A 19625-nucleotide genomic window follows, 5' to 3' on the forward strand; every position below is an offset into this window, starting at 1 on the left:
GGTGAGGGTTCTTATTGCCAAACGAAGGCCCTAACCCCTCACCCGGCGCTACGCGCCGACCTCTCCCAACGGGAGAGGTGAAGGAAATCGGGGTCGCTTCAATTTAATAATCACCGTCCTCTAGGTCTCGAACGGCAACTCTCGTCGCCGCTTCGGCCAGCGTTTTCGATCACGTCACGCTCTTCGCACCCATCAGACGTCTTAAGACATCTAATGGATAGCCGCGTACATCACCTTGTCCTCGGTCGCGCTGGCGGCATCGAACTCGGCCACGATGCGGCCGAGGCGGGCCACCAGGATGCGGTCCGAGATGCTGAGGACCTCGGGCAGATAGGACGAGATCACCACGACCGCCTTGCCTTCTTCCGCGAGGCGGCGGATCTGCGCGTGAATCTCCGGAATGGTGCCGACATCAACACCGCGGGTCGGCTCGTCGAAGATGATGATCGAGGGATCCTGCACCAGCGATTTCGCCACCACGACCTTCTGCTGGTTGCCGCCGGACAATTCGACGATTCTGGCGCTGCGCTGCAAGGTGCTGATCTTCAGGCGTTCGACCCACAGGCTGGCGAGCTTGTTGCGGGTCAGCTTCGACAGCAGGAACCGCCAGCCGGTTTTGGTCGCGAGCTTGCCGATATAGACATTGTCGTCCACCACCATGGTCTCGAAGAAACCGTTGAGCTTGCGGTCCTCGGTGATGTAGGCGATGCCGGCATCGATGGCCTGCTTCGGCACCCGGTATCGCACCGGCTTGCCGCGCAGCTTGATGGTGCCGCCGTTGATCAGGTTGCGCTTCAGCGCGCCGAAGATGATCTTGGCGATCTCGGTGCGGCCGGAACCGATCAGGCCGGCGATGCCGACGACCTCGCCGGCGTAAACCGAGAACGACATGTTCTTCACCACCATGCCCATGGTGACGTTTTCCACCGTCAGCACCTTGGCGCCGCGGGTTCGGCGGGCGGTTCCGCCGCGCGCCGCCTCCGCCGCGCGGGCATAATGCGTCTGCTTGATGTCGCGACCAACCATGTGACGCACCAGCTTTTCCCGCGTCATCTCCGGCGTCTTGGCCGTGATCACCAGCCGGCCGTCGCGCAGCACGGTGATGCGGTCGGATATCTGCAACGATTCCTCGAGCGCGTGTGAGATATAGATGATGGCGACGCCGCGGTTGCGCAGGTCACGGACCAGATTGAAGAAATGCACGATCTCTTCCGGCGTGAGACTGGCGGTCGGCTCGTCAAAGATGATGATGCGCGCGTTGTGATAGACCGCGCGGGCGATTTCGACCATCTGCCGCTTCGCCGTCCCGAGCAGCGCCACCGGCGTCGCCGGATCGATATGGAAATTCAGCGACTGAAGCAGTTGCTGGGCCTGGATGTTGAGGGTGCGGAAGCTGGTGATCAGCTTCTCATTGCCGAGTTCGATATTCTGCGCAGCGCTCATGGTCGGCACCAGGCTGGTTTCCTGGTAGACCATGCAGATGCCGGCGGCGAGCGCGTCGCCCGGCTTGTCGAAATTGGCGAGCTTGCCGTCGACGTAATATTCGCCGGCGCTCAGCTTGATGGCGCCTGCGATCGCCTTGCTGAGCGTCGACTTGCCGGCACCGTTCTCGCCGACCAGCGCGTGGACTTCACCGGCATAGAGATCAAAATCGATGTCTTCGATGGCATGCACGCCGCCATAGATCTTGCTACCGCCGACCACCCGCAGCACGGGTTCCTTGGCTGCGGAAGCGGATGTGACATTCGCCACCGGCGTCGACAGAACTTCGCTCATTGACGCCCACCTGACCGGTCCAGCAGAACCCGTCCGCTGCCCTTGGAAACGATTACCAGCCCCTGCGCCGTCTCACGAACAGCGGTGATGCCGTGATGATGCCCGCCGACCCGGCTGTGCAGGCTCTCCACCACATCGCCATCCTCATTGAGGCGCGCGACCAGCCCGTAGGAACGCGCCGGCGCCCAGGGTTTCTGGATGCCGAGCGCCTTGATCGAACCGAATTGCATCGGTTCAAGGCAGTCGCCGCCGGAGGCCAATGCGGGCACCACCCAGTGACGGGGCTCGATGGTTCGCATCATCTCCTCGCGGAAATCGTCTTCGCGCAGCACGAATTCGACGAGGTGCGTGCGCAACGCAAACAGGCCGAGCCAGAAGCCGCCATCGGCGGCCGGCGCGAGCCGCGCCGGATAGCCCGGCAGGTTGGAATTGACCGCCATCATCTTGCCAATTCCCTGCCCCTGCAGCGGAGCGGTGCTGACTTTATGGCTCCAGCTTTCGGTCAGCAGGAGGTTCTTGCCGTCGCCGGCAATCGCCAGGCCATGCGGATAGGCAAGATCGCGCAGCAGCACCGTCGGCTTGTCGAGGGCCGGCCCGCAGGCGACCAGGCGGCCGCCGCGGTTCTTCTGCATCAGGTCGGTTGCCCAATCCTCCGGCGTATTCCGGTTGCTGCCGTTGCTGACGAAGATGCTGCCGTCGGGCGCCGCGGCCACGCCGGTCGGGCAATTGAGCGGCTGATCGCCGGCCTGATTGAGCCACGCCTGCTGCCCTGTGCCATCGACCGCGGCGAGACCGCGACCGGACACGCAGACCAGCAGCCTCCCGTCGGGATGGCTGGCGAGCCCGCCGGCATTGCCCTCGAAGCTCGCGAACAGTTTGCGCTCGCGATATCCGTCGCCCGACAGCCGCAGCACCTGCCTGCCGGCGGAGACGTAGAGCGCGCCATCGCCGCCCACCGCCACATCATCGGCGCCCGGGATCGGCTCGCCGATCACCTCGCAGCCATCGAGGCGATCATTTGGACTGAGCGCGCCGTCCATCGACGGAATCGCGTTCTGCTCGCGCTTGGGGAACACGATCTGTTCCATGTCGCGCAGAAAATAAGTGAAGAACCCCATGCTATGCCTTATCGCGCCTTTTGTTGCCCCAATAGGCCTCGTATCCGGTCCAGGTCGGATCGGCCCCATCCAGCTTGATTCGCCCGATGCGGTTGTTTTCCAGGCCACCAAGGTAAAGGTAACCCTTGTGCTCGCGCATCGACGTCAACGTCGAATGCGAGATGCCGGTCGGGTCCCAGAAGGATTCGAGCACCTCGCCGCTTTCGGTGAATTTCAGCACGCAGCCGTGGTTGAGCCCCGGCGCCAGCCATTCGTCGATCGGCGTTTGCTTGACCATGCGCAAACGAAAGCCCGGCATCCGCGACGCCAGATCGAACGCCGGGGTGCGGATGCCGACCAGCGCGAGCCAATAGGTGCCGTCGGAGGCGCGATTGATGTTGTCGCAATTGCCGGGGATCTGGTCGAGCAGAACTTCGAGTTCGCCTTTCTTTTCGCCTTCGAGCCAGTAGCGGTACACCTTGCACAAGGTCGTGCTGGCGATCAGTATCGAGCGGGCGTCATGCGACACGCAGATCCCGTTCGGGAAATGAAAATGGCTGATCAGCGTGCGGGTCTTGCGGGTCGCGGGATCGTAGACCACGAGCCGGCCGTTCGGCCTTCCCTCGATCAGATCGAGGGTGTTGGTCGTCATTTCGTACCGGGTGGTGCAATCGCTGAAATAGATCTTGCCGTCGGGCGCGATGTCGAGATCGTCCGCCATGCGCAGGCGGCTGTCGTCGTTCAGCTTGTACCAGGTGCGGTTGGTCTCGTCGGTGACCTTGAAGACCTCCTGGTTCGGCTTCACGCCGTAGACGCCCATGCCGGCGACCGCCACGATCAGGTTCTCGTCCTTGTCGAACTGCATGCCGAGCGGACGCCCGCCGATATGGGCGAAGACTTCGCGGTGCTCGAAATTCGGACCGGAGAAGCGGATCACGTTGCCGTCGCGGGTGGCGCCGTAGAGCCGGTCCTGCCGGTCGAGAATGACGTCCTCCGGTCCTTCCACCCGATCGAGGCCGATCGCTTCGGCGTTGATGAGCCGGTCGTTCTGCGCGTAAGGCGAACCGCTGCCGCGCTGAAGCGAAGGCGCCGGCGCCAGCGGCACCTGCGCCGGATTGACGTACATTTTCTGCACGGCCTTGCCGCGGTTCTTGCTCCATTTGACGTCGATGCCGACCGCGACCAGCAGGATGACGCCGATCATTCCGGAGGTAATGTAGCCGGGAATGCCCATGCGGACGAAGCCGTTGGTCAGCGCGAAGATGATGATGGCGCCGATCATCGCGCGCCACACCGTGCCCTTGCCGCCGGCGAGCGAAACGCCGCCCAGCACGACCGCGGTGAGCGCCGAGAATTCCCAGCCCACCCCGGTTCTGGAATCCGCGCTGGCCTGCCGCGCGGCGTAGAAAATGCCCCCGGCCGCGCACAGCGCGCCCGACAACACGTAGGTCGCGAACAGCATTCGCTCCACCGCGATACCGGCATGGCGCGCCGCCTTGCGGCTGGCCCCGATCGCGGTGAGATGCCAGCCGTAACGCGACCGGCTGAGAAAGACGTGGCCGACCAGCAGCACCAGGATCAGCACCGCCGCGTTGATCGGAATGCCCAGCACAAACCCTTCGCCGAGAAAGTCCCAGGCATCGTTCTCGACCGAATTGGTCGCGAACACGGTGGCGTATTTCTCACCCAGGATGTTGACCGAGGCACGCAGGATGATCAGCGTGACCAGCGTGGTCAGGAACGGACGCGCCTTGATGTAACCGATCAGGATGCCGTTGATGGCGCCGATCGCCATGCCGACGCCCAGGGTGGCGAGCGCGACCAGCCAGGCCGGCCATTCCATCACCAATAGAAAGAACAGCGCGGCAAAATTGCAGAGCGCGAAATTGGCGCCGACGCTGAGATCGATGCCGCCGGCGATCAGGCAGAAGGCCATGCCGAGCGCGACGAAGCCGAACTCCGCGTAGAGCCGCATCAGGGACTGGAAATTGTCGAGGCTGGCGTAGCCCGGAATCGCGATCGCGAAATAGACCAATAGCCCGATCATCAAAAGGAACGGGATCACCGGTTCGAACCACTGCTTCATCAGCAGTTCCGAAAGCAGCAATCGCGGCGAGTAGCTGGCGCGCAATCGCTGGGAGAAACTGATCATATTCGAAGTCGTCATCGACATCAGGCAAAACTTCCTTGACAGAATTCCTTGGCAGACAGATTCCTTGGCAGGCGGCTCCCCCGGGCGGACGGCTCCCGCCCTGGACAGGGCGGGAGCGACGATCAGATGCGCCGCATCATTTCGCCTTCGGCAGCGCGAAGCAGTTGGCGCCGGACGCATTGCTCTTGTCGACCCATTCCGGAATCGTGAAATAGGCCAGTTGCTTGGTCCCCGGCTTCAAGCCTCCCTCCAGCAATCCCACGGCGGCCTGCACGAGGTCATGGCCCTGCTCGGTCGATTTGTAGTTCAGGAATTTCGTGAAATTGCCCTGGTTGACCTGGTCGCAATCGAGCTGCGAGCCTTCGCCGGAGGCATAAATCTTGACGGAATCGATCTTGCCGGCGTTGCGGATCGCCTGCGCGGCACCGGATTCCATGATGGTCCAGAACCCGACGCTGGCGCAGAGATCCGGATTCTGCTGGATCACGGTCGCCGTGATGTTGAGCGCGGTATTGGCGTCCCAGTTGGCGGCCTGGTTGGAGACCACCTTGATGTTCTTGTCCTTGCTGAAGACGTCGAGCATGGCGCCGACCTGATCGACGCTCGCCGCGGCGGTGAGTTCGCCCTGGACGATCTGCACCTTGCCGGACTTGCCGGAGGCCGTGCCGCATTGCTTTACGACCTCGTCGGCCAGCACGCGGCCGACTTCATGCCAGTCGGCACCGACGAAGGCGTCGGACTTGTAGTTCGAGGCCATGTTGATCTGGATGACGTGAATGCCCTGCGCTTCGGCGCGCTTGAGCTCCTTGGCCAGCAGCGTCACGCTCGGATTCTGCACGATGATCACATCGACCTTGTCGTTGACCAGCGCGGTCAACGCCTGCAACTGCGCGGCGCTGTCGAAATTCGGATCCCGCACCACGTACTTCATGCCGCGCCACGCGGCCTCCATCTCGATCATGCGGCCCCATTCGGCGGTGATCGGGGCGGCGAGCGAAATCGGCAGATAGGCGATGGTCTTGCCTTTCACCGCCGTATCGTACTCGGCGCGAAGTTCGCGGGCGGCCTTGGTGCCGCCTTCGTCCTGCGCCTGGGCAACGACCGGTCCGCACAGGCAAAGCATTGCCGCGGCAGAAAGAACCGCGGCGGTTTTCGCCAGGATTTGTCTTGTCAGCATGATATTTTATCCTCCCTGTTGAAATGTTTGATGATGTTTTTGTTGTTGCCGGCCCAAAGCCGGATATTGTTTCAGTCGCCCTGGCGCGCAGTCTCCTCGTCACGCGGGTGCAGCCAGTTGTCGAGCAGAATGGCCGCCAGCAGCACCATCCCGCGGATGATGTTCTGAACCTCGCTGTTGACGTCCATGATGGTGAAGGCGTTGAGCAAGGTGCCGATCAGCATGCAGCCGACCACGACGCTGAGCACGCTGCCGCGGCCGCCGATCAGGCTGATGCCGCCCAGCACCACCACGAGGATCACGTCGAACACCATGGTGCCCTGCGTGATCGACATCTGCATGCTGCCGGTGGTGCCGATCCAGACCAGACCCGCGAGCCATGCCAGCAGGGCGACGATCGCGTATTCGAGCACGATCAGCGGCCGAAGCGGAATACCCGCCAGCCGGGCGGCTTCGGGATTATCGCCCTGGCCGTAGACGAAGCGTCCCACCGACGTCCTTGAAAGAAAAAGGTGCATGACGGTGGCGGCAACCAAAAAGACGATGATGGGCATCGGGATGCCGAACAGCAGGCCCTGCCCGGGATACAGCAGCACCGGGGCGTTCTTCGGCGCATAGACCACCCAGGCGGGCGCGATCCAGAACGCCACGCCATAGATGACGAAGCTGGCGGCCAGCGTCACGAACAGCGGCGGCGCCTCGACGAAGGCGATGACGATGCCGTTGATGGCGCCGATCAGCACCGCGATGAAAACCGACAGCAGGATTGCCCAGCCGATCGGCAGGCCGGCTTCCATCTGGTTGAGCGGGATCGACCAGGCGGCGGCCATGATCGAGACCATGCTGAGGTCGATGCCCCGGCTGATGACGATCAGCCCCATGCCGAGGCCCAGAATGCCGAGAATGGAAATGCTGCGAACCAGATTGAGCAGGTTGGTGAGCGTCGAGAAGCCCGGCAGGCTGATGCTGAAGATCACCAGCAGCGCCAGCACCAGCAGCAAAACGATCTGTTCCTGCGACGGCTTCCTGAGCAGTTGCACGAGCATGCTGCCGACGGATTTACTCTCGCCGCCTGCCGAAGCATCAAGTGCCATGGCAACGCCCCTCCCGATTTATTTTATCTCGCGCTTTTAGCGCTATTGGTATCATCGTGCCCGGGCGCGACGCGTCTAGCAAGCCCGAACTATCGCCAAGCCCGCGGCAAATGTTCCGCGGCTCGGAATAATGGCTCACCGTCATCGGCGCCTTCCCGGCAAGCTTCATCGTCGGCGAACAACTCGCACGCGATGCATCGACGGAATGATGTCAGCTTGAGGTTGCGGAATGATCAGCGATCGCCGGGCGATATCTCGGCGTGTGGTGCGAGTCTTCTTACGCGCATCCATAGCCCGAGCACCGCGGCTAGGGTTTTGGTGAGTGTATCCCTTAGGCTGGCTCAATTTGGGCTGGCTCAATTTCTAAGGCTGAGCAGCGCCGACCCCAGCCCCGACGTAAAAGCCGGTCCAAGAGTTACTGGGAGAGTTACCGGCAGGCGGCGCCGGTTTGGGCGCGGATGAAACTGCGAGGTTGCCGGGATGCTCGGACGCATAGGTCTCGGCGCTTGAAAGCGGCAGCGCCGCCGGGGTGGAAAGCGCGCGAGACCGGGTCATTGATGTCTGCTTGCGATTTTTGGAGCGGTCGATTTGGCTCGACGGCGACACCTGCTCCGAGGGGAGCTTTTGGTTCTGGTTCGCCTGCTGCGAACCGCCGGTAGTGGCGTTCGGGATTTGCGCATCCTCCGCCCAAACGTCGCTGCAAGCGATCAGCGGCACCAGCAATAACCCGAAAACGATACCGCGCATGACCGGCTGTCCCAAATTAACCCTGTGGTTAGCCTGTCCCGTGTTTAGGTCAAAACTATGGGAAACATGGCAAGGCACGCGGTCGGGTCACACCAATCCGCCCGAATTCGGTCTTGAAGATTAGCTCCTAATCTTCTCCACACGACAGGAGCCTTTGCATTGGGAATGACGAGGACGATCTGGTTCGCCTTGTTTTGCGTGGTTGGTCTGGGCGCTGCGATGGCGGTCAAGACCGCCGGGCCGTTCGCCAATCCGGCCCCCACCGCCGATGACAGCAACATCGAGCTCGCGGCCGTGCCCAACGAATTGACAAAGTCCGACAGACTGCCACTGCCCAGCATTCGTGTGGAGACTGAAGTCAGCTCGCCGCCGGCGCCGGCGGCGACGCTCGCAGAGACGCCTGTGGAAATTCCAGCTGAGGTGCCGGAGACGATCCAGAAGGTCGAGAACCGGCGCTGGCAAGATGCCAACGCCAAGATCGTCCCGACTGAGTCATCTCGTCGGCATGTCAAAAGAAGCGAGCCGAGGAAGAGCGGTGGCACCACCGCCTCGAACGCCAAGACCGCCGCCAAGACTGAGGTCTGGCATTGCCGACGCGACGCCATGGGAAGTCTTTTGAGGTCGCTGGACCTTTCACCGCGATGCGATTTGTAAATCGCTGAGCGGTTGGCCCGCGATAAACCTTCAAATCACCAGATATAGCGCACCACGCCCTTGCCGGCGTAGCTGCGCGTCACATCGGAGAACTCGCCTTCGAAGGTCGCGGCGATCGACCAGTTGTTGGTCCACTTCATCTCGGCGGAAGCCGTGGTGAGCGCGGAGTCGGCCGACTGCGCCGCGCCGTTGACGACGAACGACGCTCCGGGCAGCGCCTGGAAGGTGGACGCGACCGAACGGCTGGGATCGTAGTCGTGCGCCCAGGCGAAGCGGCTGCGCAGGGTGAAGATACCGCCCTGCACCGCGAACGATTTGTCGGTGCGGATGCCGAGTTCGCTGCGGGCGTCAGTGACGCTCTGCGAATTATAGCTCAGCGCGAACGCGCTTGAGCCCGACAAGGCGCTTTCGGCGTAGCTCGGCAGGTCGAAGGTGGTGAACTGGCCAGCAGCATAGGGCGTGATGCCGACGCCGCCGAAGTACGGCGTCACGAAGCGATAGCCGCCTTCGAGCCGCCCGGAGAACGCGTTGGCGTTGAACTCGGCGCGCAACTGGTCGGCGCCGGCAATGGTTACGGTGCGATTGGTGGTGATGTCCTGCCAGCCATACGCCAATGACGCCAAGATATAGGCCGGCCCGACATCGTGCCGAACGAACGCACCGACCTGGAACAGGTCGGAATGGCCGCTGCCCGATCCGTTGACGCTGAAGCTGGTGCCGCCGCCAACCAGCGCAAAACCTGCGATCGTATACGGCGAGAAGCGATAGTCGGCGCCAACCGCGGTGCCGGCGACGGTGGAGGTGGTGTTGTTCGAACCAACCACCGCATTGCCGTCGGTGTTCTGCGATCCGCCAAAGCCGGCTACCCAGGTGCTCCAGCGCGGCTCGAACGGGGCGACGGGGCGTGCCTTGGTATAGATCGCCGCCAGCGCATCGTTCGGATTGCGCTTGGCGGCATAGGCGTTCGCCTCATCGGCATAACCCGTGGCGCCGCCGCCCGCGCTCGCTCCATCGCCACGGCCTGCGACAAACGGATCGGTCATCACGCCCATGAACTGGTTCATGGCATTGAACGTGGTCTGCTGCGAGCCGGTCGCAGTTTCGCCCGAGGCCTGCGTCAGGCCTGTCGGCGTCAGCGTGCCGTACACTGCCGGAATGCCGCCATTGGCGTTGAAGAAATTGGTCAGCGCATTGGCGACTTTCTGCTGGTTGGGGTTCAGGCCAGCGCCAGACCCGAAGCCCAATGCCAGATTGAGGTACGCATCATTGGCGTCGTAGCTCAGGCTGCTCGTGAAGTTCGCCGGCAGATTGGTGTTGACCAGCGAACCGAATGTGCCGCTGACGCTGCCGGCGGTCAGGACGGTATATCGCTTCGAAACATAGCTGCCGTAGACCGCGTCGATGATGGCGCCGCCAAGCGTCGCGCTGCCGGTGACGCCCGCATAGGACGATGTCTGGTTCAGCAATACCAGGTAAAGCGCACCGGACTGGAACGCGAGGTTGCCCGATACGTTGATCGAGGAACCCGCCGTGCCATTTCCGGGAGCAAAAATGCCGCCGGCGTTGACCTGCGTCGATCCGACCGTTCCACTGCCCATCAACAAGCCGCCGGCGTTGACGGTGGGATCGGTGAGCGAGCCGATCACATCCAGCACGCCGCCATAGACGCTCGTTCCACCGGTATAGGTGTTCGCGCCCAGGATAAACGTGAAGCCGGACGTGGTGGTAAGGCTCGCGGTGCCGCCGATGTCATTGATGACGCCACCCGTGGACGTAATCGGCGCGTCCAGACTGCCGTTCTGCAGCGTGCCGCCCGCAAGATAAAGCGCAGCCTGCGTTTGCGTGGTGTGGCCAAGATCGAGCACGCCGCCCAATAGCGTTGTCGTGCCAGTCGTGGCGCCCAGCGTGCCGGCGCCCAACATCTGCAAGGTGCCTGCCAGCACGATCGTGCCGCCGGTATAGACGTTGGCCCCGGTCAAGGTCTCGGTGCCGCCCGCGAGCACGAGCGAGCCGCCGGTGCCACCGTACAAACCGCCGTCTCCGATCGTGCCTGCGAATGTACCGCTGGCGTTGGTGAGGACGAGCTGATTGGCGCCAAGCAGGACGAACCCCGCACTGTCGGTGCTCGACAGTGACGTGATGGTGGCGGCGGTCGGCGATCCGCTACCGACCCCGGAAATGTCGAAGATGCCGCCGCTCGACACGCTGACGCCACTCGATGTCGAGATGCTGCCCGGACCGACCAGCGCGAGGAAGCCGCCGTTACTGACCGTGGTCGGACCCGTATACGTGTTGGTGCCGCTCAAGGTGGCCGACCCGCCATTAACGACCTGGAGCGCACCGTTACCGGAGATAATACCGGCAAGGCCGAGCGGGACCGAATTGGAATCGATCACGAGCGGTGAAGCGGACGTGGTCGCGATATTGACGTCGGTCACGAAGTTGGAGGTGTAACCGACGGCCTGGCCCGCCAGATTGAACAGGACCGAATTGTTGAGAAAAAACGGCAGGCCGATGGTGGATTCCGAACCGTCACTAATATCGCTGGACGAAAGCGCGTAGTAAGGATTGCAACATGCGGCCGGGTCGCTGTTGTTGATGAGCGTGACCGTCGTGGTCGTCGCGCCATTCGCCGGACCTGAAATCGTCAGCTGGCCGCCATTGGCATAGTTCGCAGTAGGGATACCGGTCGACAAAAAGTAAAAGGATGTTCCGGTATCCAGCAGGCTCCGCGATGACACCGTGACCGTCGGCTGCCCCGGCGCGGACGACGTGATGTTCAGGAAGTAAGCGTTTTCGATGGTGGCGGGCGCACCGGAATTCGCAAACGTCCCGTCGGCGGGATCGTGATGCGTGGTGATCAAATTGGCCGGCATGAATTGCGCGATCAGCGCTGGCGTCAGGCCGAGCATCACGCAAGGGCTGCACGACGTGACGCTTTGACCGACCTGCGGCCCGTTCGGCGACGATACGTATTGCTGGTAAGGGCCGACGTTGCCGCCGTTGATCGCACTCAGCGGCTGACCGTTGGCGGCAACCACATAGCCTGAGGTCGTTCCTGGGATGATGGCCTGACCCAGAGGGCTGCCTGGGCCCTTGGTGGCGGTATAGCCCGGGCCCACGAGGCTGGACAGGAAATTGCTGGCGCCGAAAATCCCGTTGTCACCATTGAAGACCCCTGGAAGCGCGCCTTCCGGAAACGATCCGGTGCTATTGGTGACCGCTCCCATCAGGAATTGCGACGCGCTGCCCGACGGCGAGACCGCATTCAGCGTAACGCCGCCATTTGTCGAGGTGGATGACGGATAGAACGTGAGCGATGGGACGCCGACAAGATTGTAGGTGTATTCCACGCCATCCGCGTAGCCCGTCTTGAGGCCGGTCGGCATGCCACTCATGCTGGTAGGCACGCTGCCAAAAGCCCCTTGCATGGCATTCGCGACAAAAAACGAAGAGCCGGTATCGAAGAGATAGGGCTGCGGTGCGGCACCTCCAATTCCGACATTGATGATCAGAACGGCGCCGTTCCTGTCGGTCGTGTTCTCGAGGGCGAAGTTCAGGGGAATATCGAGCGACTGAGCCCGCACGGCACCGCCCGTCAGGCAAAGCGCGACGAAGACAAGCAAGGCACGTGTGAGAATACGCATACGCTAGTCCTTTGCCGGGCAAAGGCGATTGCTGCCGACCTCTTAAATTGATCAGAAAATCAGAACGGCAGCTTGGACCCGCCAGCGGTCGGTTTGGACTGATGGGCGCTCCCGGAGGTAACCAACGGCGATGTCCAAGGCGGATCGCACCTCTGAGCGAGTTGCTGACGGAAGCCAAAATCTGGTCTGCGGACTTACTCCATCCTGCGCCAGCAAGCCTGTTTTCCCCGATCAGGCGCGGACCCCGGAGGCAAGCTTGATCGGATCAGGTTCGGGATTGTGAACGGGAAGCGCCGAGGCGTGGGCTGAAGGACGGCAACGATCTCATTCGGCAATGCGGGGCGCGGAACAATTCACCCGCCAAGGGGCTTGACCAGGATCCGATATCGCAGAGCCCAAATAATGAAGATTCTGGCCCATTCCGAAAGCCATATTGTCAAACTGAGCGATGAATCGGTCTGGCAGATTTTTCCCGGCGACATTGACTTGACCTTGGCCTGGCTACCGACCACCGAGCTACAGCTTTTTGAAATCAACGATCATGTGGCCTCGCATGGCCTGATCAACTGCGACGACGGATCCGTCGTCCGCGTCCGCCCGCCGGGTGAACGGTGGCCGGAGGATCGGGTCAAGGCCCTGCTCAAACAGGGTTGAGAGCGATCGCTCCGCGTCTCCTACAGCTTCTCGCTCGCGGCGACGATCAGTTCGGATTGAGCGATTTGCGCCTTGAGGTGATCGATCTCCGATTGGGTCTCGGGAAATACATCGCCCCCGGCCGTGTTACCCGCTTCCAGCTCTTTCAGAAGGGAGCGGTTCTTCGCAATCTGCTCCCGATGCCATGCGATTTCGCTATCATCGGCCATTCATGGTTCCCTCTCGATTCATAGTGAGTGGAACCATCTCTGAATGTGATCGTTCCCGGCGCCCCGCGGAATATGCGCAACCGGCCTGTCGATCACGGCCAGGGTTCTGCTCAAATAACATGGCTTTTGAGGAACGGGCATCCCTGGCGCATCCAAGCCGACACAACCGAGGCCACCAAGGATGCCTGCCGCGCAGCTTTACGTAGCATCGCGCGAAGTCTGGAGAAGTCGCGAACGTGTGATTGAACGAACTCTCTCAAATCCCTATAGACGGGACTCGAATGGTTTAGCCGTCGGTCGGACCAACCGACCGGTTGAGGCGCGCGGGTTATCGCGACTTCGCCACAGATCGAAGCGGCATTACGGGATAAGGAATCAGGGATGGCAGACGTTCAAGCGTTCGATGGAATAGAGCCGATCGAGCGCCAGACCATGAAAAAGGTGGCATGGCGGCTGATGCCCGTGCTGATGCTGGGTTACTTCTGCGCCTATCTGGATCGCTCGAACGTCGGCATGGCGGCGACGACCATGGTCGATGACCTGCACTTCTCCAGCGCGGTGTTCGGCTTCGGAGCCGGTTTGTTTTTTCTGGGCTACTTTCTGGCCGAAATTCCCAGCAATCTCGCGCTCAATAAAGTCGGGGCGCGCCGATGGATCGCGCGCATCCTCATCACATGGGGCATCATCGCCGCGCTGACCGCCTTCGTCTGGAACGACTGGAGCTTCTACGGCAACCGTATCCTTCTTGGGTTGGCCGAGGCCGGTTTTTATCCCGGCGTGCTGCTTTACCTGACGTGGTGGTTCCCATCCTACTACCGTTCCCGGATGATGGGCCTGTTCCAGTCGGCCAGCGTGATCTCGCTGTTCGTCGGTCCACCCGTCGGCGGCTTGCTTCTGCAGATGCACGGCTTTGCCGGACTCCACGGCTGGCAGTGGCTATATATCGTCGAAGGCATACCGCCGATCATTATGTGTTTCGTCGTGTACGTGCTGCTGACCGACCGCCCGCATGAAGCCAACTGGTTGCCCCCCGAACAACGCACCTGGTTGCAGAATCGCCTGGACTCCGAGCAGACGCAGCGGGAGGCCGTTCGCAAATATTCTCTTCTTCAAGCGTTCAGTGACTACAAGGTCTGGCTGCTGACGCTTGCCTATTTCGGCCAGAACATTTCCTCTTACGGTCTGGTTTTCTTCCTGCCCTTGATAGTCAAGGGTCTCGGGGTAAGCCCCGAATGGATCGGATTAACGGCAGCGTTGCCTTACATCTGCGCCTTCGTCGCGATGATCGCCTGGGGCTACCATTCCGACATCACCGGTGAACGGAAATGGCATCTGGCCGTTCCCGCTCTGGTGGCCGCGGCGGGTCTGGCGGCATGTGCGGTCATCGGCGTGGGCCATCCGGTCATCACCATGGTTGCGCTGTGCATCGCCATGATGGGTCAGCAGTCTCTGATCCCGATCTTCTGGTCGATCCCGAGCGCGATGCTGACCGGCGTCGCCGCGGCGGGCGGCCTCGCGATGATCAACTCGGTCGGCAATCTCGGCGGCTGGTTCGGACCGTCGATCTACGGAATCATCAAGGACACCACCGGCAGTGCCAATATCGGATTGTTGTTTTTGGCGGTCGGCCCTTTGATAACGGCGATCTGCGCCATCGTGGTCGGCCAGGATCGAAGGCTGGAGCGCATGCCAGGACGCGCATCCGCCGCGGCTGCCGTCGGCACGTCGCGTCCCGACCCGTCGGCCACAGCCAAGGTCGTGCTCAAATAAGATGGGCCTTTGAAGAAATTGTGCCCTTTGGGAAACGCGGACGTCACCCGCTTTCTAAGTTTGCGGGGTGAAGGGGTGCCCACGGAGCCTGCCATCGGGCGCGCATTCGCGCGACCCGTTGGTTCGAAACGCGCTAGCGACAGGTCCTTCGTGGCGGCGTGCTACGATGTGCAAGACGCGCCAGTTGTTTTTGCCATCGCTCGGTCGAATGCATTTCCCATCACGTCGATCGACGGTGTTAGCCCCGTGAATAATTCGAACGCGCCGGCGGCCTGATGAATTGCGAGCTCGCGTCCGGTCATGGTGCGCGCATTCCTGGCCTTTGCATCGGTTAGGAGGGGTGTCCAGAGTGGCGAATAGACGGCGTCGGCAACCCACAGCCCATCGTGCAGAAGCGCGCCGGGGACTGGCGTGCCTCGACCGGGGAGCATTCCAACCGGCGTTGCGTTGACCAGACCGACGGCCCCCTGCAGCGCGTCCGCGACGCTGCTGGCCACGACGGCTCCACTGTTTGGGCGCAGACCTTTCGCAAGATGTTCGGCTTTTGCCCGGTCGGCGTCGAATATTCTGATCTCGGCAACGCCAAGGCCCGCCAGCGCAAACGCAATGGCTTTGCCGACGCCGCCCGCGCCGATCACCGCGACGGTGCCTCGCCCGGACTGTTCGACCAGATCGGTCGCGGCCTTCGCAAAACCAGTGCTGTCGGTGTTGTGGCCGACCAGCCTGCCATTGCGGACCAGAACGGTATTGACCGCCCCTATGGCGGCTGCGTCCGGAGACAATTCGTCAAGCAGATCGACCACCATCTCCTTGTACGGGAAAGTGACGTTCACGCCCGCGAAGCCAAGGCGTCTGACGCCTTTGAACAGCGCGCGCAATTCCTCGCGGCCGGCGGCCGCGACCTCGATGAGCTGATAATGGCAGCGCACACCCAAAGCATCGGCTGCTTGCTCGTGCATCGCAGGCGAAGCCGAATGCGCGATCGGGGCTCCGATCAATCCGGTGAGAAAGCGTTGACCGATCGAAGGCTGATATTCGGGCACGATCCTTATCACCTCGCAATGGAAACTGGTGGTCGGCTGCTGTTCTCGCCGGGGGATTTGAACGCGCCTCAAGCGGCCGGAACGTGCGCGTCACCGGCATCGCCGAACGCAGTCCATCCGCCATCGACGGATAGGACCGTGCCGGTGATATAGCTGGCTCCGCTCGAACTCAGAAAGTAGATTGCGGCGGCGATCTCTTCGGGTCTGGCTAACCGTCCCATCGGAATCCGACGATGGAGGCGCGGCGTATCGACAAAGCCTTCCGACTCGAGCTTCTTGACCAGCGCCGTCGCGACATATCCGGGCGCGACGGCGTTGACGCGAATTCCGACTGACGCCCACTCACATGCCATCGACTTCGTCATCGATGCGATCCCCGCTTTCGCGGCCCCATACGCGTTGCGGCGCGGAAGCCCCGTTATTCCGGCAATCGAACTGACGTTGACGATGGACCCCGACTGACGGATGGCCATCACGGCATGGGCCTCGCGCGAACACAAGAATGTTCCGGTCAGATGAACATCGAGAATCCTTCCAAAGCTTTCTACCGTCTGCTCCGAAGTTGGAAGATGCGGGCTGCCTATGCCCGCGTTATTGATCAGTGCATCGAGACCGCCGAATTGTTCCGCAATCGTATCGAAGGCGGCGCGCACCTCTGTTTCCTTCGATACGTCGCAGCGGATATCTGCATGCCCCTCGCCCAATTCCCTGGTCCGCTGCGATGCACGATCGGCATCGACGTCGAGTAAAGCGACGCGGTAGCCGTTCCTTGCAAACATTTGCGCGGTCGCCCAGCCAATACCGTCGCCCGCACCGGTAATCGCAACGACTGGTTTGTGGTCCACCATATCCGGTCTCCTCGAGCCAAGGTGCTATTTGGCGCTATTTGGCGTCGTAGCCCGGCCGCGGGATCAAATTCATGATGCCCCGCGTAAAGCCGCCATCGACCACGATCTCCGCGCCGGTGATGTAATCGGCGCGGTCGCTGGTCAGAAACACCACGGCATTCGCGATGTCTTCCGGTTCGCCGATCCGTCCGCGCGGCACCACCGCGCGGCGCGCCTCGATGACGCCCGGAGTGTCATAGATGGCCTTGGTCATCGGGGTCCGGATCAACCCTGGACAGACAACATTGCTGCGAACGCCACGCGGGCCCCATTCGGTCGCCAGTTGCTGGGACAGCATGGCGACGGCCGCCTTGCCGGCGCTATAGGCTCCGCTGTGATTCTGCGGAAAGTGCGCGGAGACCGAAGCGATGTGGACGATGGCACCGGCGCCTTTTTCCAGCATTTGCGCGCCGAAAGCCTGGGCGCAGCTAAAATATCCCGTCAGGTTCAGCGCGAGGTTCGCTTGCCAGTCGCTGATCGATAGCGTGTCGAGGCTTCCCGCCCGCAACGCCCCGGCGTTGTTGACAAGAATCGAGGCCGGGCCGAGCGCCCCAAGCGATTCAGCCGCGGCCGCGGCGACGCTGCGGTCGTCCGTCACGTCGCATCGGACGAACCGGGCTCGGCCCCCGCGCGACGAGATGTCGTCCACCGTATGCGACGAGCCTTCATCGCGATCCAGCACCACCACCGTCGCACCGGCATCGGCCAGTCCCATCGCGATGCCCTGCCCGATGCCCGATCCTGCGCCGGTGACGACAGCTACTTTATCGGTGAGATCCAGCCACTTCATATGTTTCCCCCATTTTTTCTTGATCCGCGACCAAAGCCGTCGCGGTCGATTTCAACCGGCTTGTTTGATCGTTTCCTGGAATGCGAACCCGTTCGTTCGCAACGTTGCCACGCCGTCCGTCAGCCCACGCAACGGGTCATCCGACAGAATTTCGAGCACGACGGCGCCCTCGAATCCCGTGTCGTTGATGAGGGCCGCAATTGCGGCAAAATCTATGGCCCCGGTCCCGATCGGGTCATGGCGCCACTGGCCGCGTGGGCTATCCGACAAATGAATGATCCCCAGCCGCGACCATAGCGTAGCCAGACCGGCGACCGGATCTTCACCGATGGCAAATGCGTTCGCCACATCGTAGATGACCGGGATCGATGCGTATCCTTCAGTGTCCAGGAAGCTCGCGATCGTCTTTGCGTCCGCCAACAATCCCTGCGGATGGTTTTCGAGGATGATGCCGATACCGCGCTGTTGCGCCTTGGCGTGAATCCGGGCGAAGGCGGGGCGAAACGTCTGCATCAGGCGATCATTGGCTTTTGTCAGCAGCGCGTGACGTCGACCGGAACCGACACAGATCCATTTAGCTCCGAGCTCGGCCGCGCGGTCGATCCCGCGTGCATAGGCATCGACCGCAAAATCGACCACATCGGCCGATGGACTTGCCAGATTGATGTCGCTGCTGGCGAGATCGAGCGCGAGCAGCGACATGCCGCTCCGATCCAGGATCGATCTCAGCCGCCTGGTCAGCTCCGGATTCTCCGCCCACGGATCGTAATGCGGCGGCGTCGCCATCAATTGAACATGACGAAAGCCGGCTTCGGCGAGCCGCTCGAACGCTTCGTCTGCGAGGCAGTTCCAGACAAACCCGAATGTATGAGCGCCAAGGATAGCCGTCGACATCAACCGGGCCTTTCAGAACGGAATTCGCAGGATGGACTTCGCAGGATAGGCTTCGAGGGTCCGTCAGGCTGTTTTCTTCCTGGACACATCATCTTTCGGGTCATCGAAAATGCTCATTTGAGACCGCAGGCCGCGGCCGTAGAGGCCCGGCGACGCAACGGTCGCCAGCGACAGCTCCTGCGCGGCGGCGAGCAGTGCAGGTGAAATTTGCAGCATCCGTTGCTCGGTGAAGCGAATGTCCGGACCAGCAATAACGATCGTCCCGGTCACTTCCTTTGTTTTGGGGTGCCGTATCGGCGCTGCAGTCGCGTTCATCCAGGGCGAGTAGGTCTGAATAGCGATACTGAAACCGCGCTTGCGGGTATTGCGCAAATATTTCAGCAACGCCGGCCAGGTCTCCGGCGCCCGCGGACCGTAGTCGCTCCTCAGGCCGAACCCTTGCTTCTCGACCAGAGCCGTTGCCGCTTCGTCGGACAAACACGCCAACCACGCGTGGCCACTGGCCGAACACGACAGACGGCCGACCTGCCCCATATCGGGGTCGTAGCGCAATCCATGCGGGGAGCCCTGCGCCTTGGCGACCCAAATAAGCTCCTTGCCGTCGATCATCGCGAGCCGCACCAGTTCGCCGCACTCACGTGCGACCCTGTCCAGGATCGGTTGTGCGAAATCGGTGATGCCGCTGCCGGTCAGAAAGGTGAAAGCGAGAGAGGCAATTTTGGCGGTCAGTTGATAGGCGCCCTGCTGCCGCTCCTGACGGACGTAGCCGTGCTCGACGAGGCTGGTCAGCACGCGATGGGTCGCGCTGCGCGGAATTTGTAGCGCTTCGGCGATCTCGAACAACAGCATGCCCTGCGCATTGTCGGACAGCAGCTCCAGCACGCCCAGCGTCCGCTCCAGCAGGCCGCTGGGTCCGGCATCGGGCCGTGTTCGGTTCGCCGCGGCTTCCATGGCTCGGTCCTCGCCTTGCTCCCGTATCGTCGTGCTGCGCCATCGCCCGGCGCCCCGTCAAGTCAGTTTGGAATTGGATTCCA

At 62.0% G+C, this 19625-nt stretch carries 16 protein-coding genes; 3 read left to right on the forward strand and 13 right to left on the reverse strand.

The genetic code is table 11. The features are described from left to right. Positions 1 to 210: 210 nt before the first annotated feature. The 6 genes from GSQ88_RS08835 to GSQ88_RS08860 all read right to left on the reverse strand — a co-directional run bounded on the left by GSQ88_RS08835 (position 211) and on the right by GSQ88_RS08860 (position 8043). On the reverse strand, positions 211 to 1776 hold the full coding sequence (locus GSQ88_RS08835) for a sugar ABC transporter ATP-binding protein (protein WP_159007165.1): 1566 nt from the start codon (positions 1774 to 1776) through the stop codon (positions 211 to 213). Continuing rightward, positions 1773 to 2894 carry an SMP-30/gluconolactonase/LRE family protein gene (locus tag GSQ88_RS08840; protein WP_159007167.1) on the reverse strand — a complete coding sequence of 374 codons (1122 nt, stop codon included), beginning with the start codon at positions 2892 to 2894 and terminating at the stop codon, positions 1773 to 1775. Before GSQ88_RS08840 ends, GSQ88_RS08835 begins: the two co-directional genes overlap by 4 nt. 1 nt (position 2895) lies before the next feature. Next, on the reverse strand, positions 2896 to 5025 hold the full coding sequence (locus tag GSQ88_RS08845; protein WP_159007360.1) for an ABC transporter permease: 2130 nt from the start codon (positions 5023 to 5025) through the stop codon (positions 2896 to 2898). A 136-nt stretch (positions 5026 to 5161) separates the two neighbouring features. Further along, the gene (locus GSQ88_RS08850) at positions 5162 to 6202 is read right to left on the reverse strand and encodes a sugar ABC transporter substrate-binding protein (protein ID WP_159007169.1); all 1041 of its coding nucleotides are present in this window, start codon (positions 6200 to 6202) and stop codon (positions 5162 to 5164) included. A gap of 71 nt (positions 6203 to 6273) precedes the next feature. After that, complete coding sequence (locus GSQ88_RS08855; RefSeq protein ID WP_246735144.1) at positions 6274 to 7296, reverse strand: ABC transporter permease; 1023 nt, start codon at positions 7294 to 7296, stop codon at positions 6274 to 6276. A 363-nt stretch (positions 7297 to 7659) separates the two neighbouring features. After that, positions 7660 to 8043, reverse strand: a complete 384-nt coding sequence (locus GSQ88_RS08860; RefSeq protein ID WP_159007171.1) for a hypothetical protein — start codon at positions 8041 to 8043, stop codon at positions 7660 to 7662. Between the two features lie 165 nt (positions 8044 to 8208). Between GSQ88_RS08860 and GSQ88_RS08865 the strand changes: the two genes are divergently transcribed. Then, complete coding sequence (locus GSQ88_RS08865; protein WP_159007173.1) at positions 8209 to 8697, forward strand: hypothetical protein; 489 nt, start codon at positions 8209 to 8211, stop codon at positions 8695 to 8697. Between the two features lie 35 nt (positions 8698 to 8732). Here GSQ88_RS08865 and GSQ88_RS08870 read toward each other — a convergent pair whose 3' ends face one another. Then, complete coding sequence (locus GSQ88_RS08870) at positions 8733 to 12344, reverse strand: autotransporter domain-containing protein (protein ID WP_246735146.1); 3612 nt, start codon at positions 12342 to 12344, stop codon at positions 8733 to 8735. Positions 12345 to 12746: 402 nt separating this feature from the next. Here GSQ88_RS08870 and GSQ88_RS08875 point away from each other — a divergent pair, with 402 nt between their 5' ends. Beyond that, entirely contained in the window at positions 12747 to 12998 is a 252-nt protein-coding gene (locus GSQ88_RS08875) for a hypothetical protein (protein WP_159007175.1), read from the forward strand. Between the two features lie 20 nt (positions 12999 to 13018). Here GSQ88_RS08875 and GSQ88_RS08880 read toward each other — a convergent pair whose 3' ends face one another. Next, positions 13019 to 13207 (reverse strand): hypothetical protein, encoded by a 189-nt coding sequence (locus tag GSQ88_RS08880; RefSeq protein WP_159007177.1) that lies wholly within the window; start codon positions 13205 to 13207, stop codon positions 13019 to 13021. Positions 13208 to 13588: 381 nt separating this feature from the next. Here GSQ88_RS08880 and GSQ88_RS08885 point away from each other — a divergent pair, with 381 nt between their 5' ends. Next, positions 13589 to 14977 carry an MFS transporter gene (locus GSQ88_RS08885; protein WP_159007179.1) on the forward strand — a complete coding sequence of 463 codons (1389 nt, stop codon included), beginning with the start codon at positions 13589 to 13591 and terminating at the stop codon, positions 14975 to 14977. A gap of 161 nt (positions 14978 to 15138) precedes the next feature. Here GSQ88_RS08885 and GSQ88_RS08890 read toward each other — a convergent pair whose 3' ends face one another. The 5 genes from GSQ88_RS08890 to GSQ88_RS08910 form a co-directional block, all read right to left on the reverse strand. Further along, positions 15139 to 16020: a shikimate dehydrogenase gene (locus tag GSQ88_RS08890; RefSeq protein ID WP_502706709.1), complete on the reverse strand. Its 882-nt coding sequence runs from the start codon at positions 16018 to 16020 to the stop codon at positions 15139 to 15141. Between the two features lie 68 nt (positions 16021 to 16088). Then, on the reverse strand, positions 16089 to 16868 hold the full coding sequence (locus GSQ88_RS08895; RefSeq protein WP_159007181.1) for an SDR family NAD(P)-dependent oxidoreductase: 780 nt from the start codon (positions 16866 to 16868) through the stop codon (positions 16089 to 16091). 34 nt (positions 16869 to 16902) lie between these two features. Next, positions 16903 to 17697, reverse strand: coding sequence for an SDR family NAD(P)-dependent oxidoreductase (locus GSQ88_RS08900; protein WP_159007183.1), 795 nt, complete (start codon positions 17695 to 17697; stop codon positions 16903 to 16905). A gap of 51 nt (positions 17698 to 17748) precedes the next feature. After that, complete coding sequence (locus GSQ88_RS08905) at positions 17749 to 18591, reverse strand: sugar phosphate isomerase/epimerase family protein (RefSeq protein WP_159007185.1); 843 nt, start codon at positions 18589 to 18591, stop codon at positions 17749 to 17751. 63 nt (positions 18592 to 18654) lie between these two features. Beyond that, complete coding sequence (locus GSQ88_RS08910) at positions 18655 to 19542, reverse strand: IclR family transcriptional regulator (protein ID WP_159007187.1); 888 nt, start codon at positions 19540 to 19542, stop codon at positions 18655 to 18657. Positions 19543 to 19625: the final 83 nt, after the last annotated feature.

The sequence above is a fragment of the Bradyrhizobium sp. S69 genome, from assembly GCF_009766005.1.
Lineage (GTDB): Bacteria > Pseudomonadota > Alphaproteobacteria > Rhizobiales > Xanthobacteraceae > Bradyrhizobium.

Coding starts and splice junctions, on each gene's coding strand:
- GSQ88_RS08910 (WP_159007187.1), bottom strand. CDS start 19,542: ATGGAAGCCGCGGCGAACCGAACACGGCCCGATGCCGGACCCAGCGGC.
- GSQ88_RS08860 (WP_159007171.1), bottom strand. CDS start 8,043: ATGCGCGGTATCGTTTTCGGGTTATTGCTGGTGCCGCTGATCGCTTGC.
- GSQ88_RS08880 (WP_159007177.1), bottom strand. CDS start 13,207: ATGGCCGATGATAGCGAAATCGCATGGCATCGGGAGCAGATTGCGAAG.
- GSQ88_RS08900 (WP_159007183.1), bottom strand. CDS start 17,697: ATGAAGTGGCTGGATCTCACCGATAAAGTAGCTGTCGTCACCGGCGCA.
- GSQ88_RS08865 (WP_159007173.1), top strand. CDS start 8,209: ATGACGAGGACGATCTGGTTCGCCTTGTTTTGCGTGGTTGGTCTGGGC.
- GSQ88_RS08895 (WP_159007181.1), bottom strand. CDS start 16,868: ATGGTGGACCACAAACCAGTCGTTGCGATTACCGGTGCGGGCGACGGT.
- GSQ88_RS08905 (WP_159007185.1), bottom strand. CDS start 18,591: ATGTCGACGGCTATCCTTGGCGCTCATACATTCGGGTTTGTCTGGAAC.
- GSQ88_RS08855 (WP_246735144.1), bottom strand. CDS start 7,296: ATGGCACTTGATGCTTCGGCAGGCGGCGAGAGTAAATCCGTCGGCAGC.
- GSQ88_RS08875 (WP_159007175.1), top strand. CDS start 12,747: ATGAAGATTCTGGCCCATTCCGAAAGCCATATTGTCAAACTGAGCGAT.
- GSQ88_RS08845 (WP_159007360.1), bottom strand. CDS start 5,025: ATGATCAGTTTCTCCCAGCGATTGCGCGCCAGCTACTCGCCGCGATTG.
- GSQ88_RS08835 (WP_159007165.1), bottom strand. CDS start 1,776: ATGAGCGAAGTTCTGTCGACGCCGGTGGCGAATGTCACATCCGCTTCC.
- GSQ88_RS08840 (WP_159007167.1), bottom strand. CDS start 2,894: ATGGGGTTCTTCACTTATTTTCTGCGCGACATGGAACAGATCGTGTTC.
- GSQ88_RS08850 (WP_159007169.1), bottom strand. CDS start 6,202: ATGCTGACAAGACAAATCCTGGCGAAAACCGCCGCGGTTCTTTCTGCC.
- GSQ88_RS08885 (WP_159007179.1), top strand. CDS start 13,589: ATGGCAGACGTTCAAGCGTTCGATGGAATAGAGCCGATCGAGCGCCAG.
- GSQ88_RS08870 (WP_246735146.1), bottom strand. CDS start 12,344: ATGCGTATTCTCACACGTGCCTTGCTTGTCTTCGTCGCGCTTTGCCTG.